General features: G+C 72.6%; 11 protein-coding genes. 8 read left to right on the forward strand and 3 right to left on the reverse strand.

What is annotated here, in order from left to right; genetic code table 11:
• The first annotated feature begins 24 nt into the window (after positions 1-24).
• From C3492_RS23190 to C3492_RS23205, 3 genes are all read left to right on the forward strand, one after another.
• On the forward strand, positions 25-2346 hold the full coding sequence (locus tag C3492_RS23190; protein WP_103813681.1) for a GH92 family glycosyl hydrolase: 2322 nt from the start codon (positions 25-27) through the stop codon (positions 2344-2346).
• Between the two features lie 147 nt (positions 2347-2493).
• Complete coding sequence (locus C3492_RS23200; protein WP_103813682.1) at positions 2494-3825, forward strand: wax ester/triacylglycerol synthase family O-acyltransferase; 1332 nt, start codon at positions 2494-2496, stop codon at positions 3823-3825.
• 241 nt (positions 3826-4066) lie between these two features.
• The gene (locus C3492_RS23205; RefSeq protein ID WP_103813683.1) at positions 4067-5584 is read left to right on the forward strand and encodes an SDR family NAD(P)-dependent oxidoreductase; all 1518 of its coding nucleotides are present in this window, start codon (positions 4067-4069) and stop codon (positions 5582-5584) included.
• A 115-nt stretch (positions 5585-5699) separates the two neighbouring features.
• Here the strand turns inward: C3492_RS23205 and C3492_RS23210 are convergent, their stop codons facing one another.
• Entirely contained in the window at positions 5700-6095 is a 396-nt protein-coding gene (locus C3492_RS23210) for a hypothetical protein (protein WP_103813684.1), read from the reverse strand.
• A 453-nt stretch (positions 6096-6548) separates the two neighbouring features.
• Here C3492_RS23210 and C3492_RS23215 point away from each other — a divergent pair, with 453 nt between their 5' ends.
• Complete coding sequence (locus C3492_RS23215) at positions 6549-6722, forward strand: hypothetical protein (protein ID WP_103813685.1); 174 nt, start codon at positions 6549-6551, stop codon at positions 6720-6722.
• Between the two features lie 144 nt (positions 6723-6866).
• Here the strand turns inward: C3492_RS23215 and C3492_RS23220 are convergent, their stop codons facing one another.
• Complete coding sequence (locus C3492_RS23220; protein WP_103813686.1) at positions 6867-8240, reverse strand: amidase; 1374 nt, start codon at positions 8238-8240, stop codon at positions 6867-6869.
• 177 nt (positions 8241-8417) lie between these two features.
• On the opposite strand from C3492_RS23220, the gene C3492_RS23225 reads away from it, so the two are divergent.
• Positions 8418-10445, forward strand: a complete 2028-nt coding sequence (locus C3492_RS23225; RefSeq protein WP_103813687.1) for an endo-beta-N-acetylglucosaminidase — start codon at positions 8418-8420, stop codon at positions 10443-10445.
• Between the two features lie 187 nt (positions 10446-10632).
• Here C3492_RS23225 and C3492_RS23230 read toward each other — a convergent pair whose 3' ends face one another.
• Entirely contained in the window at positions 10633-11334 is a 702-nt protein-coding gene (locus C3492_RS23230) for a FadR/GntR family transcriptional regulator (RefSeq protein WP_103813688.1), read from the reverse strand.
• 164 nt (positions 11335-11498) lie between these two features.
• On the opposite strand from C3492_RS23230, the gene C3492_RS23235 reads away from it, so the two are divergent.
• Genes C3492_RS23235 through C3492_RS23245 form a run of 3 tightly spaced genes read left to right on the forward strand, consistent with a single transcriptional unit; the run spans position 11499 to position 15116 of the window.
• Positions 11499-12563: a sugar ABC transporter substrate-binding protein gene (locus tag C3492_RS23235; protein WP_103813689.1), complete on the forward strand. Its 1065-nt coding sequence runs from the start codon at positions 11499-11501 to the stop codon at positions 12561-12563.
• Positions 12564-12589: 26 nt separating this feature from the next.
• Positions 12590-14098 (forward strand): sugar ABC transporter ATP-binding protein, encoded by a 1509-nt coding sequence (locus tag C3492_RS23240; protein ID WP_103813690.1) that lies wholly within the window; start codon positions 12590-12592, stop codon positions 14096-14098.
• Positions 14091-15116: an ABC transporter permease gene (locus C3492_RS23245; protein WP_103813691.1), complete on the forward strand. Its 1026-nt coding sequence runs from the start codon at positions 14091-14093 to the stop codon at positions 15114-15116. The genes C3492_RS23240 and C3492_RS23245 overlap by 8 nt, the downstream gene beginning before the upstream one ends.
• The last annotated feature ends 31 nt before the right edge of the window (positions 15117-15147 follow it).

The raw sequence follows: 15147 nt of genomic DNA on the forward strand, positions 1-15147 counted from the left end.
TCCAACCTGCGGAGGTCATCCGACATGAGAGGGACCCGGCGCACACGGCTGTGCCTGGCCGGGGTGATGGCAGCGTCCGCGCTGATCGCCACCCCCGCCGCACGCGCCGCCGAGCGGACCGACGGCCACCTCACCGACCTGGTCAACCCCTTCATCGGGAGCCAGAACGAGGGCAACACCTTCCCCGGCGCGGCCGTGCCCTTCGGCATGGTGCAGCTCTCCCCGGACACCGGGCACAGCACCGGGTACGACTACGCGCAGAACCGTATCCGCGGGTTCTCGCTGGTCCACCTCTCGGGCGTCGGCTGCCGGATCGGCGGCGACCTGCCCGTGCTGCCCACCACCGGCGACGTCACCCAGACGGACTACGCCCAGTACGCGGCGGCCTTCTCGCACGACGACGAGGAGGCGAGCCCCGGCTACTACCGGGTCGGCCTCGCCTCCGGCATCCGCGCCGAACTCACCGCGACCGCCCGCACCGGCGTCCAGCGCTACACCTTCCCGGCCACCGACAAGGCCAACGTCCTGCTGAACGCGGCCCAGTCGCTGCACAAGGCGGTGAGCAGCGCGGTGCAGATCCTGGACGACCGGACCGTGCGCACCGAGATTACCGGCCACGGCTTCTGCCGGGACACCGGCCCCTACACGGTCTACACGATCACCCGCTTCAGCCGGCCCTTCACCGCCTACGGCACCTGGGCGGGCGGGACCGTCACCCCGGGCGCCCGCAGCGGATCCGGCGGCGCCTACGTCCGCTTCGACACCACCCGGGACCGCACGGTCGAGGCGACCACCGCCCTGTCGTACGTCGACTCGCGCGGCGCCGCCGGCAACCTGCGCGCCGAGGGCGGCCAAACCTTCGACGCCGTACGCCACCGGGCCCGCGAGGAGTGGGAGCGCCGGCTCGCCGCCGTCCGGGTGCGCGGGGGCACGCCCACGCTCCGCCGGACCTTCTACTCCTCGCTGTACCGCTCCCACCTCGCGCCCAACATCGGCAGCGACGCCGACGGCCGCTACTTCGGCTGGGACCGCCGTACCCACCGCGCCCGCGGCTTCACCTACTACCAGAACTGGTCGCTGTGGGACACCTACCGCACCCAGGCCCAGCTCCTCGCGCTGCTCGCCCCGCGCGAGGCCCGGGACATGGCCCGGTCGGTGGTCGCGGTCGACGAGGACGGCGGGTGGCTGCCCAAGTGGGGCTACGGTCCGGTCGAGACGAACATCATGAGCGGTGACCCGGTCACCCCGTTCCTGACCACCGCCTACCGGATGGGGCTCCTGAAGGGATTCGAGGAGCGGGCCTACCGCGCGCTGAAGAAGAACGCCGACGGGGTGCCGCCCGCCGAGTACCCGGGCATCGGCCGGGAGGCCAACGCCGAGTACATCGCGGAGGGTTTCGCGCCCTACGTCAAGGGCCGGCCGTACGCCAAGATGGGCGACTCCGACTACCACCACGGGGCTTCCGTCACCCTGGAGTACGCGCTCGCCGACGCGATGCTCGCCCAGATGGCCCGCGGTCTCGGCCACGAGGACGACGCCGTCCGCTACGCCGCCCGCTCGCGCAACTACCGGAACGTCTTCGACCCCGGCACCGGCTTCTTCCGCGCCCGTGACGCCTCCGGCGCCTTCACCGGCTCGCCCGACCCGGCCCGCGGCACCGGCTTCCACGAGGGCACGGCCTGGCAGTACCAGTGGCTCGTCCCGCAGGACGTCCCGGGCATGGTCGATCTGATCGGCGGCACGCGCGCGGCCAACGCCCGCCTGGACGCCTTCTTCGCCTACGACCGGCTGCTGGCGGACCCGGAGGGGACCGCCCGCGAGGTGTGGGTGCACGGCGACCCGTACGCCTACTACAACGCCGCCGTCTACAACCCGATGAACGAGCCGGACCTCATCGCGCCCTACACCTACCTCTCCACCGGCCAGCCCTGGAAGACCACCGACGTGGTGCACGCGGCGCTGACCCTGTTCACCGACAGCCCCACCGGCATGACCGGCAACGACGACCTCGGCACGATGTCCGCCTGGAACGTCCTGTCGTCCATCGGCCTCTTCCCGGTCCAGCCCGGCTACGACACCTGGGGCCTGACCACCCCGGTCTTCGACCGCGTCGACCTCGCCCTGGACCGCCGCTACTGGCCCGCCGGCCGGCTGACGGTGACCGCCCCCGGCACCTCGGCCGCCGACCGCTACGTCCAGGCCGTGCACACAGACGGCAGGGCGCACGGCCGGACCTATCTGACGACCGGCGCGCTGCGCTCCCTGCGCTCCCTGGCCTTCACGGTCGGCCCGCGGCCGTCGGAGTGGGGTACGTCACCCGAAGCGGCGCCGCCCGTCCTGAAATGACCTCAGCCGTCGCCTGCGTCCCGCCGATTTCACCGGTGGCGGGACTTAACCTGGCGTTAACTGTGCGTAGCGTGATCGTACTTGACCGTAATCGCTCAGCAGGGATTGACTGCTGATCCACCCCTCGTCGACGCGTGAGGCAAGCCCTTGACTTCCGACCTGCTGGCTCCACTCGACCTGGCCTTCTGGAACATGGAGTCCGACCGGCACCCGATGCACCTCGGGGCGCTCGGCGTCTTCTCCGCGCACTCGCCCACCGCCGGGGCCCACGCCGCCGACCTGCTCGCAGCCCGGGCCGCCGCCGTACCCGGGCTGCGCATGCGCATCCGCGACCTGTGGCAGCCGCACGCCTTCGGCGGCGCCGCCCGCGAGACCGACCCGGACTTCGACCCCCTGAACCACGTGACGCTGCACGCCCCGACCGACGACTTCCACGCGGACGCCGGGCGGCTGATGGAGCGCCCCCTGGAACGCGGCCGGCCGCCATGGGAGGCGCACGTGCTGCCCGGCGAGGACGGGATGTCCTTCGCCGTGCTCTTCAAGTTCCACCACGCCCTCGCCGACGGGCTGCGCGCGCTGAAGCTCGCCGCCGGCGTCCTCGACCCCGTCGACCTTCCCGAGCGCGCGCCCCGCGTGATCGAGCCGCCGCGCGGCCTGCTGTCCGACGTGCGCCGGCTTCCCGCGCGGATGCCCGGGCTCTTCCGGGACGCGCTGTCCGACGTGGGCCGGGCCCTGGACATCGGCGCCTCGCTCGCCCTGTCCACCCTCGGCATGCGGCCGTGTGCCGCGCTGACCTCCGCGCCCAGCGGCACCCGCCGCACCGCCGGGGTCGTCCTCGACATCGACGACGTGCACCGGGTGCGCAAGAGCGCCGGCGGCACCGTGAACGACGTCCTGATCGCCGTCGTCGCCGGCGCGCTGCGCCGCTGGCTGGACGAGCGGGGCGACGGCAGCGGGGGCGTGGCGCCCCGCGCCCTGATCCCCGTCTCCCGGCGCCGTCCGCGCACCGCCCAGCCACAGGGCAACCGGCTCTCCGGGTACCTGATACGGCTTCCGGTGGGCGAGCCCGACCCGCTCGGCCGGCTGGAGACGGTGCGGACCGCGATGATCCGCAACAAGGACGCGGGTCCCAACCGGGGTGCCGGAGCGGTCGCGCTGCTCGCCGACCACGTGCCGGCCCTCGGGCACCGGCTGGGCGGGCCGCTGGTCGGCCAGGCGGCCCGGCTGTGGTTCGACATCCTGGTCACCAGCGTGCCGCTGCCCGGGCTCGGGCTCCGGCTCGGCGGCCACGAGCTGACCGAGGTGTATCCGCTGGCCCCGCTCGCACCCGGCCAGGCGCTGGCGGTCGCGATCTCGACGTATCGCGGGCGCGTGCACTACGGGCTGGTCGCCGACGCGGAGGCCGTGCCGGACCTGGACCGGTTCGCTCATGCGGTGTCGGCGGAGGTGGAGACGCTCCTGGCCGTCTGCGACGGCTGAGCGTCGGCCACGGGGCTCGCAGCCGCGCCACCCGTGCGGCTCTCGTCGTCGGGTGCGGGTGGCTCCCGCGGGGCGTGCGCGCCGTCGGCGGCCGCGGGCGCGGGGTGGGCTGTCGGGCGGGTGCGGCACCCACCCGCCCGGGCAGCGGTTTGGTGCGCCGGGCCGGGCTCCGTAAAATTCGCTGTTCGAAAGCGGGCGCGACTCGGAGCGCTGCGCGGGTGATCAGGGAAGCGGCAGCGCGATGACGGTGACAGACGACGGCTCGGCGGCGATGGACGTGCCCACGGACGCCGCCATGGAGGAGGCGGTCCACGGGCCCGGTATCGACCCGGAGCGGCTGGCCGTCTGCCTGAGCGTGCTGGAGGAACTGGACCGGCTGGACGTCGACCACCCCGACGCCATCGCGGTCCGCCGGGCCACCTCGCACATCTACCGGACGGTGAAGCAGCGCCGCCGCCAGGAGCGCCGGGCCGCCAAGACCGCGCACGACCGCTCCGTCACCGAGGCCACCGCCACCGGCTCCGCCGAGCGCATCGACGACGAGACCGAGGGCATCCTGCCCTCCTCCAAGGTCGAGCCCGGCCGGATCGCGGGCATACTCCAGCGCCCGCGCTCCTGCTACATCTGCAAGCAGCGCTACGTCGAGGTCGACTACTTCTACCACCAGCTGTGCCAGAAGTGCGCCGCCGAGAACCGCGCCAAGCGGGAGGCCCGCACCGACCTCACCGGCAAGCGCGCCCTGCTCACCGGCGGCCGGGCCAAGATCGGCATGTACATCGCGCTGCGCCTGCTCCGTGACGGCGCGCACACCACCATCACCACGCGGTTCCCCAAGGACGCCATCCGCCGCTTCAAGGCGATGGAGGACTCGGCGGACTGGATCCACCGCCTGGAGGTCGTCGGCATCGACCTGCGCGACCCCGGTCAGGTCGTCGCGCTGGCCGATCAGGTCGCCGGGGCCGGCCCGCTGGACATCCTGATCAACAACGCCACGCAGACCGTACGCCGCCTGCCCTCGGCCTACGCCGCCCTGGTCGAGGGCGAGAGCGCCCCGCTGCCCGCCGGGGAACTCCCCGCCCACCACGTCATCGGTGCCTTCAACTCCGGCGCGGTCGACGGCCTGGCCGCGCTGCCCGTCGGCACCAGCGGCCTCGACGCGCAGAAGGTCGCCGACCTCGCTCTGGTCGCGGGCAACGCCAGCGTCGCCCGGCACCTCGACGGCACCGCCATCGACGCGGGCGGCCTGCTCCCCGATGTCGTGGAGTCCAACACCTGGGTGCAGACGATCGAGCAGATCTCCCCGGTGGAGCTGCTGGAGACCCAGCTGTGCAACTACACGGCGCCGTTCATCCTGATCAGCAAGCTCCGCCCGGCCATGGCCGATGCCGCCAGGAAGGCGGCGAGCGGACGGGCGTACGTGGTGAACGTCTCGGCCATGGAGGGCGTCTTCAGCCGGGGCTACAAGGGCGCGGGCCACCCGAACACCAACGCCGCCAAGGCCGCCATGAACATGGTGACGCGGACCAGCGGCCACGAGATGTTCGAGACCGACCGGATCCTCATGACCTCGGTCGACACCGGCTGGATCACCGACGAGCGCCCCCACTACGACAAGCTGCGCCTCGCCGAGGCCGGTTTCCACGCACCGCTCGACCTGGTCGACGGCGCCGCCCGCGTCTACGACCCGGTCGTGCGCGGCGAGGCGGGCGAGGACCTGTACGGCGTCTTCCTCAAGGACTACGCCCCCGGCAAGTGGTAGAGGGCGCGCGGAGCCGCCGCGGGTGACACCCGGGCGCACGCCACGGCGGCGGCGCCCCCGCGGACAAGCCCCGGCGCGGCGCCCCCCCGGGCGCGCCGTGGCGGCTGCCGTGCCCTCAGTCCACCGCGCCGAGCCGGGCGTGGCGGGCCGCCACCAGTTCCAGCACCGTGCGCCAGTCCTCCAGCACGCCCGCGTCGAGGCCGGCGGTGCGGCTCTCCTCGCCGGCCTGGCGCAGCCGCAGCGCGTCGTCGTCCGCCGGGTCCGCGTCCCCACGGACCAGCCGGAACACCCGCTCCCCGAGCAGGGCGCGCACCGCCTCGGCCGCGCTGCGCGCCCGGGCCGCCTCATCCCCCGGGCAGAGCACCGGCCCGATGCCCAGCACCAGCCCCGCCACCTGGAGCTCCTTGTCGGCGGGACGGCTGCGGCGCAGCAGCGCCGCGGTCCGCAGCGCGTGCACGGGCCGGCCGGCGTGCAGCAGATCCATCAGCTCCTCGACACTGCGCAGCTCCATGCGTCAGCCCTTCCGCGAGACAGCCGTTGCCGCGTCAGCAGAACACGGCGACCTTGCGGCCGGGCCAACAGCACTTGAAGAGGTGTTCGTCCCTGTAGGCCACGCGGGTGATTCGCCGCGTCGTCCGAGTGAGCGATTTGTTACAAAAAGCTCCATATTGGGGGGTGTTGAGGAGCGGTAGGAAGCATATCGGTTACAGCTTGTTTGCACTCCCTATCGAGCGGTTGCCCGCTCATTTGGTTAATCTGGAGCCGACGGACACCAGCACCGGGGTTCCACCCACACCCACCGTCCGTCCTGGGGCGAGCCGGCGGACAACGGCGCGCTCTGACAGAGGAACCGGCGCCACCGCGTCCGAACTGGCCTTCCACCCAGACCCGAGCGGGCGTCGAGCACCGGAGCGCAGACTGTCCGGTACGCCCCGAGGGTGACCCGACACATAAGGAGTGCGCGGTGACACCGGAGAAGACGAATCGCGAGCAGCGGCCCGACGAACACACGGAGCGCGCGGGCCGCCGGCCCGGAGAACTCGGCAGCCTCGACGTGTGGGCCCGGTCCGCCCCGATCCGCCTCGCGGGTTACGAGGACGACCTCGCCGAGCCCCACATCCTGCCGAGCGTGGACTGACCCCGGGGTCGGTTCCGTCGCGATCGCCGCCCGCGTGGGCGTGACAGACGCACGCCCACGCGGATCACAGAAGCCGCACCCGTACACCGGCCGCCGGTCGCCTCCCGCGCCCCGTACACCGGCCGCCCGTCAGGCCCATCGGCCTCACCGACCAGGTGCCGGCCCCTCGCCCTGCTCCGCCACCGGTGCCGTCCGCCGCCACGGGCTCAGTTCCTCCAACTCCCGCGCCAGCTCCAGCAGCACGGCCTCCGTGCCCGGCCGCCCCACCAGCTGTACGGCACAGGGGGCACCCGAGGGCAGACTGCCGGCCGGCACGGACATCGCCGGCCAGCCCGTCAGGTTCCACGGCGGGGTGAAGGGCGAGTAGGCGGTGTTGGCCAGGACGTTGCGCAGCCAGCCGCGCTCGTGCCACGGGCCGGCCGTGGGGGAGCGGCGGGCCAGGGCCGGGGTGAGCAGCACGTCGTACTCGGTGAGGAACGGCGTCAGCCGGGCCCGCAGCCGCTCGCGCGCCGCGCCGGTGCGGACCGGCCGGACGAACCGGCCGCCCACGGCCGCGTGCACCCGGGTCCGGCGGGCCAGCCGCGCCCGGTCCAGGCCCTGGGCGTCCACCGCCGTACCCGCCGTCCAGTGCTGGAGCGCGGTCACGCCGAGGGAGAGCGGGTACGGCGGCTCGGCCCGCCGCACCTGATGCCCCGCCCGGGCCAGCGTCCCGGCCGCCTGCCGGACCGCGGCCGTATACGACCGGTTCACGCTCACCCCGGCGAGCGGACTGCGCAGGCCGACGGCGATCTTCCGGCGCGTCCCCTCCCGTGGCCGTACGAACTCCGTGTCCGCGAGGACCCCCAGCATCAGCCGCAGGTCCTCGACCGTGGTGGCCAGCGGGCCGTTCTCCGACATGCCGAACCAGTCGCCGTCGCCGATCCCCGCGGGCACCACCCCGTGCCCCGGCTTCAGCGTGACCAGACCGCAGTTCGCGGCCGGGATGCGCAGCGAGCCCATCCCGTCGTTGCCCAGCGCGAGCGGCACGAGCCCCGCGGCCACCGCCGCCGCGCTGCCCCCGGAGGAGCCGCCGGCCGTGCGGGAGAGGTCCCAGGGGTTGCGGGCGATGCCGTACGGGCCCTCCGTGGTGCCGAAGACACACAGCTCGGGCACGTTCGTCAGCCCCACGACCACCGCGCCCGCCGCCCGCAGCCGGGCCACCGTCACATGGTCCTCGGCGGCCGGGGTGTCCGGGGTGGCGGCGGAGCCGTTGCGGCACGACTCGCCGCGTACCGCGAGATTGTCCTTCACCGCCACCGGCACGCCCGCGAGGGGCAGTTCGGCGAGGCCGGCGCGGGACGCCAGCTCGTCGGCCTCGGCGAGCGCCGCCTGGGCCCGGACCTTCCGGAACGCCCCGAGTCGGCCGTCGAGCCGCTCGATCCGCGCGAGGTGCTCGGCCACCACCTCCCTCGGCGTCACCCGCTTCTCGCGGACGGCGGCGGCGATCTCGGTGGCACTCCGGCCGGCCCAGTTGCTCACGGGCGCTCCTCGTTACTCATGGGTACGGAAGACGGGCAGGGAGAACTGTGCCCGCTCAGGGGGTCGCACGTCGAGAGGCCGTGCACCGCCATTGACTTCCGTCGAAGGCCCCGACAACGATGTCACGGCGCAGTCGTCACAGCAGGTACGTTCCATCCCTCATGGAGGCCTCCGCTCGTGAACCCCACCAGACGCACGGTCCTGATCGCCGCCGGCGCCGCCGCCCTGACCCCCGCGCTGCCCGCGCAGGCGGCCCCGCGAGCCGCCGCCGCGACCCCGCCGTACGCCTCCTACTGGTACCCGGACTCGCTGCCCGCCGGCAGTCCGGGCCCCGGCATCACCTGGCGCAGCCTGAAGAGCTGGCGCGCCGCCGACGACCCCGACCTCGCGTTCAACGCCGCCTCCATACCGCTCGCCGCCCGCTTCACCCCGACCCCGGCGAACACCACCGCCCGCTCCGGACAGGCCCGCGTCCAGGCCCTCGTCTCCTTCGGGCCCACCTCCGCCAACCCCTCCCAGGGCTCGGCCACCGCCGACTACTACGCCCTGACCCACTGGGCGTACATCGACGAGCTGGTGTTCTGGGGCGGCTCGGCCGGCGAGGGCCTGATCCTCGCGCCGAACGCCCCCATCGTCGACGCGGCCCACCGGCACGGCGTCCCCGTCCTCGGGAACATCTTCCTGCCCCCGGTGGCCTACGGCGGACAACTCCAGTGGACCCGGGACCTGGTGCAGAAGGACGCCACCGGCCACTACCCGCTCGCCGCGCAACTCGTCGCGGTCGCCTCGGCGTACGGCTTCGACGGCTGGTTCGTCAACGCCGAGACCAGCGGCGGCAACACCGCGCTGGGCACGGCCATGCTGGGCTTCCTCAAGGAGCTGAAGGTGCTCGCGGCGGCCTCGGGACAACGGGTGACCTGGTACGACGCGATGACCGTGAACGGCACGGTCAGCTGGCAGGGCGCCCTGAACAGCCAGAACCAGGCGTTCTTCCAGGCCGCCGACGACATGTTCGTGGACTTCCGGTGGAGCGCGGCCACGCTCGCCGCCTCCGGTACGAAGGCGGACCAACTGGGACGGAGCCGCTACCAGTTGTGGGCGGGCGTCGACGTCGAGTCCAACGGGTCCGGTACGTCCGTGAACTGGGACGCGATCGTGCCGACCGGCAAGCCGCACATCACCTCGATCGGTTTCTACCGGCCCGAGTGGACCCGCAACCACCTGCCCGCCGACCAGCGCGCCCCCGAGGACTTCCACGCGGCCGACGACCGGTTCTGGACCGGGCGGTCGCTCGACCCTTCGCGGCCCGACGCGAGCGATCCGTGGCGGGCGCCGGCGGTGTCCGTGGCGGACCGGTCGACGGTGACCTCCCTTCCGTTCGCGAGCGTGTTCAACACCGGGCACGGACTGCGGTGGTACGAGGAGGGGGTCGTCACCTCGGACGCGCCCTGGAACCACCTCGGGCTCCAGGACCGGTTGCCCTCGCGGCGGTGGGCGGTCCACACGACGGGGGAGCGGCCGGCCGTCTCCTTCGACTTCACCGACGCCTGGCGGGGCGGGAGCAGTGTGCTGGTCGCGGGTGAACTGGATCAACCGGCGGTGGTGGATCTGTACGCGACACGGCTGCCGATCGGTGAGAACACGGTTGCCGAGCTGACCTACCGGAGCGAGTCCGGGGAGATGGACGTCGAGCTGGCGGTGGCGACGGCCGAACCGAGCGCGCCGGGGGCGACACCGCCGTACACATATCTGGCTGTGAACTCCGTCAACACCGGGGTCCGGGTTCGGTCGGTCAACGGCTGGCAGACCGTGACCGTGCCGCTCACAGGTCTTTCCGGCACCGTCCGCGCGCTAGGCGTACGGCTCACCGCGACCGAGGGCCCGGTCCGCTGGCGCCTGGGCGGCCTGGCCGTACGCGACACCGTCACCGCGCCCGCGGCCCCTTCCGGCGCCCGCGTCACCGCTGCGAACGGCGGCGACCTCCGCCTCGCCTGGACCGCCGCCCCCGGAGCCGTCCGCCACTACACCCTCCACCGCCTCCTCCCCGACGGCACCCGCCGCTTCCTCGGCGCCACCGGCCAGCGCGCCTACTTCGTCGCCGGCCAGCGGCCCGAACAAGGGGAGACGGCCGCGCGGTTCGAACTGCGTGCGGTGGGGGAGCTGTTCAACGCCTCGACCCCGGTGACCGTGACCCACCCCTGGTAGTCCCGGAACCCCGGGGAGCACCCCGCACACCGGACGACCGCACGCTGATCAATGCCCGCCTCAAACGTGTCCGGAGAGGTGGAGCCGGTGGCAGGTGGGGGTCCGGTGGGGTGCTTCCTGGGGGACGAGCTGGTCCCGGGTGACCGGGACCGTGCACCGGGCACGGGCGGGCAAGACGGTAGGCCGGCTAGCCGCCGAGCTGGGCCCGTAGCCACTCCTCCACCTCGCCCACGTGGGCCGCTGCCGCCGCCCGGGCCGCCTCCGGATCGTGGGCGGCGAGGGCGCGGTGGATGGCGGCGTGTTCGCGGCGGGTGCGGGCGAAGGCGCCCTCCTCCTGGTAGCCGCGCCAGACGCGGGCGCGGAAGGTGCGCGAGGACAGGCCGTCCAGGATGGCGGCCATGGTCTCGTTGCCGGCGGCGGACGCGATCTCGCGGTGGAAGGCGAGGTCGTGGGCGAGGATCTCCTCGGGGTCGTCGGTGGCGTTCATCGCCGCCAAGTGCTTGTCGACGGCGGCCAGTTGGTCGGCGGTGATGCGCGCGGCGGCCAGTGCGGTCGCCGTCGACTCCAGGATCCGGCGCACCTCCAGGAGCTCCACCAGGCGCGGGCCCCGGGACAGGTCGGCGACCACGCCGAAGGTCTCCAGCAGGTCGCCGGCCTCCAGCGCGGTGACGTAGATCCCGGAGCCGTGCCTCGCCTCCAGGACACCCATGACCGTCAGGGCGCGGATCGCCTCCCGCATCGAGCTGCGGGAGATGCCCAGCTGAGCAGCCAGTTCCCGCTCGGTGGGCAGCCGCTGGCCCGGCTCCAGCCGACCCTCGGCGATCATCGCCTTGATCTCCTCGATGGCGCGCTGGGTCACCGTGCCCTTCTGCGGGGCTGCCTCGTCCACGCCACTCCTCCAGTCACCGGGTGCGTCGCAGTCTAACCAGCCGAGTGGTCCGACCACTACGCGCCGACAGCCGGAATTTTTGGTGCGCGAGGGTGTTCGACCGCCTGAGTGGTCTGATAAGTATGCGGTCGTCTGCTCGAACCCCCTCGACGAGGAGCCGCGAGATGCCCGCCAGCACAGTGAGCAAACGCAGCAGGTCCCGGATCACCGGCGCGGCGGCCCTGGCCGTCGGCGCCTCGCTGGTGCTCGCCGCCTGCGGCAGCACCAAGGACACCGCGAGCGCGGGAAGCGGCGGCACCGGCAAGGTCGGCGTGATCCTGCCGCTGCTGACCTCGCCGTTCTGGCAGTCGTACAACGACTACGTGCCCAAGATGGCCAAGTCCGAGGGTGTCGAGGCGCTGAAGACGGTCAACTCCAACAGCGACCCCTCGCAGCAGATCACCGACATCGACAACGAACTCAACCAGGGCGTCAAGGGGCTGGTCGTCGCCCCATTGGACAGCGCCGCGATCCAGGCCGGACTCGACCAGGCCGAACGCAAGGGTGTGCCGGTCGTCGCCGTGGACGTGGCGCCCGACAAGGGCAAGGTCGCCATGGTGGTGCGCGCCGACAACGTCGCCTACGGCAAGAAGGCCTGCGACTACCTCGGGCAGCACGTGAGCAGCGGCAAGGTCGTGCAGATCATGGGCGACCTGGCCTCGGTCAACGGCCGCGACCGCTCCGAGGCGTTCCGGTCGTGCGTGAAGGAGAAGTACCCCCGGCTCAAGGTGCTGGAGATCCCCGCCAAGTGGGAATCCGACACCGCCGCCGCCAAGCTCGACACCCTCCTCAACGCCAACCCCGACATCAAGGGCATCTACCTCCAGGCGGGCGGCGTCTACCTGGCCCCGACCCTGCAGACCTTGAAGTCGAAGAACATGCTCAAGACGGCCGGGCAGAAGGGGCACATCGCGATCGTCTCCAACGACGGCATCCCGCAGGAGTACGAGGCGATCCGCAAGGGCCAGATCGACGCCACCGTCTCCCAGCCGGCCGACGCCTACGCCAAGTACGGCCTGTACTACATCAAGGCGGCGATGGAGGGGAAGAAGTTCAAGCCCGGCCCGACCGATCACGACTCCACGATCGTCGAGCTGCCCAGCGGCATCCTGGAGGACCAGCTGCCCGCCCCGCTGGTCACCAAGGACAACGTCGACGACCCCAAGCTGTGGGGCAACACGGTCCGATGAGCCACGGTCCGCTCAGCCACACTTCGATGACCACCCCGTTCATCGACACCGCGCCCCTGGTCGAAGCGAAGGACATCGTCAAGCGGTACGGCCCCACGGTCGCCCTCGCCGACGGCCGGCTCACCGTGCTGCCCGGCGAGTCCCACGCCCTCGTCGGCCGCAACGGCGCCGGCAAGTCCACCCTGGTGAACATCCTCACCGGCCTCCAGGCACCGGACGCGGGCACCGTCCGCTTCGACGGCGAGCCCGCGCCCCCGCTCGCCGACCGGGACGCCTGGCGCCGCAAGGTCGCCTGTGTGTACCAGAAGCCCACCGTCGTACCGGAGCTGACGGTCGCGGAGAACCTCTTCCTCAACCGGCAGCCGCGGGCACGCGGGCTGATCAGCTGGCGCCGACTGCGCACCGAGGCCGCCGACCTCCTCGCCACCTGGGACGTTCACGTCGACCCGCAGGCCCGTACCGCCGAACTCAGGGTCGAGGACCGCCAGATGGTGGAGATCGCCCGCGCCCTGAGCTTCGGCGCCCGGTTCATCGTGCTGGACGAACCCACCGCCCAGCTCGACAACCGGGAGATCGAGCGCCTGTTCAGCCGGATGCGGGCGCTCCAGGACTCCGGGGTCACCTTCCTGTTCATCTCGCACCACCTGCAAGAGGTCTACGAGGTCTGCCAGACGGTCACCGTGCTGCGGGACGCCCGCTGGATCACGACGGCCCCCGTCGCCGAGCTGCCCAGGTCGGCCCTGGTGGAGGCGATGGCGGGGGAGTCGGTCGCCGAACTCGCGCGGTCGCGCGGCACGGTGAGCGATGCCGCCCCGGTCGTGCTCGACGTGCGCGGCCTGACCTCCACCGCGTACGACGGCATCGACCTCACCGTCCGCCGCGGTGAGGTCGTGGGACTCGCCGGGATCAGCGGCAGCGGCAAGATCGAGCTGGCCGAGACCCTCGCCGGACTGCACACCCCGGACGGCGGATCGGCGCTGCTCGAAGGGGAGCCGCTGCCGTTCGGCGACGTGCGGGCGGCGCTGGACGCGGGCGTCGGCTGTGTGCCCCGCGACCGGCACGAGCAGGGCCTGGTCCCCGGCATGACCGTCGGCGACAACACCACCCTGAGCGTCCTGGACCGGCTCGGCCGCTTCGGTTTCGTCGGCACCGACCGCAGAAGCGGTCTCGCCACCGAGCTGATCGACCGCCTCGACATCCGCACCGAGGGCCCCGCACAGCCCGTCTCCGACCTGTCCGGCGGCAACGCGCAGAAGGTCGTCATGGCCCGCGCCCTGGCCTCCGACCCCCGCCTGCTCGTCCTGATCAACCCGACGGCCGGCGTCGACGTGAAGTCCAAGGAGTCCCTGCTGGCCCGCATGGACAGCGCCCGCGAGGACGGCACGGCCGTGCTCGTCGTCTCCGACGAACTCGACGATCTGCGGCGCTGCGACCGCGTCCTCGTCCTCTTCCACGGCCGCATCGTCGCCGAGCACCCGGCCGGCTGGCGCGACCACGAGCTGATCGCCTCCATCGAAGGAGTGGACCATGGCTGACACCAAGGCCCCGCCGCTCACCTCGCCCCGCCTTCCCGACCAGCGGGCCGCCCGGGCCGTGCTGCTCCGCCGCGCCCGCGAACTGGCCCTCGTACCAGCCCTGTTGCTGCTCGTGGTGCTGGGCGCGGTGGTCAACGACTCGTTCCTCACCGAGCGGAACCTGATCTCGATCCTGGGCGCGTCGGCCGCCCTCGCCATGGTGGTGCTCGCCGAGTCGCTGGTGCTCATCACCGGCAAGTTCGACCTGTCCCTGGAGTCGGTCGTCGGCATCGCGCCCGCCGTCGGGGCGCTCCTCGTCCTGCCCTCGGCGCAGGCCGGCTGGGGCACCGGGTTCCCGGCGCCGGTCGCCCTGCTCGCCATCCTCGTCGCGGGCGCGGCCGTCGGCGCCTTCAACGGCGTCCTGGTCGTGAAGTTCAAGCTCAACGCGTTCATCGTGACCCTCGCGATGCTCATCGTGCTGCGCGGGCTGCTGGTCGGCGCCACCAAGGGCAAGACCCTGTTCGGCATGCCCGACAGCTTCTCCTCGCTCGCCACCACCACCTTCCTCGACGTCCCGATGTCGGTGTGGCTCGCCGCCGTCGCCTTCGCCGTCACCGGGGGCGTGCTCAAGTACCACCGGGTCGGCCGCGCCCTGTACGCCATCGGCGGCAACGCGGAGGCCGCACGCGCCGCGGGCATCCGTGTGGAGCGCGTGATGCTCGGGGTGTTCGTCGTCGCCGGTGTCCTCGCCTCCGTCGGCGGCATCATGCAGACCGGCTACGTCGGCGCCATCAGCGCCAACCAGGGCCAGAACATGATCTTCACCGTGTTCGCGGCGGCGGTGATCGGCGGCATCAGCCTGGACGGCGGCAAGGGCACCATGTTCGGCGCCCTCACCGGCGTCCTCCTCCTGGGCGTCGTGCAGAACCTGCTGACCCTCGCCCAGGTGCCGTCGTTCTGGATCCAGGCCATCTACGGCGGCATCATCCTCGTCGCCCTGATGATCGCCCGTGTGACGACGGGCCGCGCCCAGGACTGATGAACCGTCACCTTCTCCCAGCAGAAAGGGC

Origin of the sequence: Streptomyces sp. Ru62, from assembly GCF_002920615.1 — a bacterium.
GTDB lineage: Bacteria > Actinomycetota > Actinomycetes > Streptomycetales > Streptomycetaceae > Streptomyces.

What these genes read in the sequence shown, in the direction of transcription:
- C3492_RS23245 (WP_103813691.1), top strand. Translation starts at nt 14,091, where the DNA reads ATGGCTGACACCAAGGCCCCGCCGCTCACCTCGCCCCGCCTTCCCGAC.
- C3492_RS23235 (WP_103813689.1), top strand. Translation starts at nt 11,499, where the DNA reads ATGCCCGCCAGCACAGTGAGCAAACGCAGCAGGTCCCGGATCACCGGC.
- C3492_RS23210 (WP_103813684.1), bottom strand. Translation starts at nt 6,095, where the DNA reads ATGGAGCTGCGCAGTGTCGAGGAGCTGATGGATCTGCTGCACGCCGGC.
- C3492_RS23190 (WP_103813681.1), top strand. Translation starts at nt 25, where the DNA reads ATGAGAGGGACCCGGCGCACACGGCTGTGCCTGGCCGGGGTGATGGCA.
- C3492_RS23205 (WP_103813683.1), top strand. Translation starts at nt 4,067, where the DNA reads ATGACGGTGACAGACGACGGCTCGGCGGCGATGGACGTGCCCACGGAC.
- C3492_RS23240 (WP_103813690.1), top strand. Translation starts at nt 12,590, where the DNA reads ATGACCACCCCGTTCATCGACACCGCGCCCCTGGTCGAAGCGAAGGAC.